This is a genomic window from Paenibacillus sp. 01L418, from assembly GCF_056400045.1.
The window spans coordinates 1-2,007 of record NZ_JBFTSN010000687.1; the positions used below are offsets into that span (position 1 = coordinate 1).

Sequence of the window (2,007 nt, forward strand, 5' to 3'; positions counted from 1 at the left end):
ACTTTATATAAAAACCATTTTTTCTTTAATTCTATGAGATACTTCTTATTAAGTTCTTTCTCAACTAACAAATTAATGTCGCCAAACTCTTTTGAATAAACAATTTGACTCTTTTTATGTTTGTTAGACAATGCAAGTGCACTTGACTCTGTAAACGCATAACCATTAGAAAGCATAAATAAAATCGCAACTACTATGACAGCTAATATTATAAATATACTTTTTTTCATTATCTTCTTATCATTATTCTTCATTGTTCCTCCTCGTCGCTGACTTAAGATAATATATATATATCTAAATGTCGCTCAACCAATATCTATAGTATGTATCAAATGGAAAAGAACTTCAATCTTTACATAAAGATTGAAGTTCTCGATAAATTTAAAAATGATACTAATTAATTTAGGTGTTTTGAACAGTAAAAGTACCATCCAAGTACCAGTCGTCTCCTATTAAACCGGGCCATGACATACCTGCGATACCCATTACAGCGCTTACAAAACCAGGAATATATGGGTGAGCATAACTGGCAAGTATCTGCTTATTTGTGCCTCGTAGAGTTCTCGGAACTCTAAGATCATCGACTATTACTCCGTAATTATGATGAGAATGTTTAAGATCGAAGGTTCCTTGAGATTGACCGAATTTCCTTACAATTGTCATAGCTTCCTGCTGAATTGTATTATTAACCTGGGGCAACCAATTATTAGCCCCGTAAGATGATGCACTTGAGATACCAGTAGCATTATCCCAATATTGTACTACTGAGTCACTAAAATAATAATTAGGTTGTCCATCCCAATTATACTCAGTATATAAATCATATTTAAATTCTTGTCCTGTAGAGCTTAACCCCTGATAAATCATACTAGTTGATGCGCTCCATTTTCCATCCTTTTCTGTATCTATAGGGATTACAGCTTTCGTACTAATTCCACCATTACTTTGCTTCATTAAAGTCAGGCTATCTTTCTCTTTAATCGCATTAACTTCATCTCTATTTTCATCGGTAATTAAATATCTAGTGCCGTCAACACTGTTGTAATAATGCTTTAGACTGCTTTGTATTTCGACAGCTACTCCACCTCGGCTAATAATTCTCTTTTTTAGTTCTGGAGAATAATGCTCGATTTGTTCGTTTGATAGTTTCATCTCACTTAATACCTGATTGACTTGTATTTCTGATAGATTCAAAAAAGTTGAGACTGGTGCAATCCGACCATCGTCATACTTTGTAATTGTCAGTGCCCCATTAAGTACAATTTTCCTCTCATTTTTTTCAATTTTTTCTGGTCTTTCGGTGGCTTGGGCAACAGAAGCAAACATTAAAAATACAACAGGTAAAATAAGGCTCCATTTCTTCATGCTCTTCCTACAATACATTATTTTCCTTCTAAACCAATATAGTAATAAACAATTTGCATGTCAACTAGTTTTTTTCTAAATAATAGATTCAATGATGGTTATAAATCCCTTTTTAGTTTAACTATTTTAAAATACAAAATTGTTTATTGTTTCGTTTTGTTGATTATTTTTGCTGTTTCATGGCATCTTAAACTATTAACTTATTATTACAGATTCAAGCTTACTTTTGATATTTCCAGTCTTAGGTTTTCGTAGAGTTAATGAAACGGAAGTGACCATCGAAATTACCGTCCAAACGGACAAAGTCTCAAAAAGCATGCTTTTTGATACACTAAAAAAAGACACTATAAAGCGTTTCAAAAACTGTATATTTGATTTTTGGTACGTTTCATTTTCTTATCACACATTTTGATACGGTATAATCATCGAGATCTTGATTAGTAATTGGTCTTTACATAGCCTCTCCTTAGTTAATTTCAAAGTTTTGATCAACTTTATCCAGTAGCCCGTCGTTTCTTAATTCCTCTTCAGCTCTAAGTCTTGCTTCACTCTCATTGGCAGCTTCTACGGCAAATATAAGATCGTATTTCGCATCAAGATACAATGAATTGAAAAATTTCTCATAGTGATCCTCCTTCGTTG

2 protein-coding genes are annotated in these 2,007 nt (G+C 32.7%); both read right to left on the minus strand.

Going from position 1 to position 2,007, the window contains the following annotated elements:
* Nucleotides 1–254, minus strand: a 254-nt coding sequence (locus AC1DSE_RS34670; protein WP_477529057.1) for a hypothetical protein, incomplete at its 3' end; no start/stop codon positions are given.
* 148 nt (nucleotides 255–402) lie between these two features.
* Nucleotides 403–1,365, minus strand: a complete 963-nt coding sequence (locus AC1DSE_RS34675; RefSeq protein WP_441887069.1) for a hypothetical protein — start codon at nucleotides 1,363–1,365, stop codon at nucleotides 403–405.
* Nucleotides 1,366–2,007: the final 642 nt, after the last annotated feature.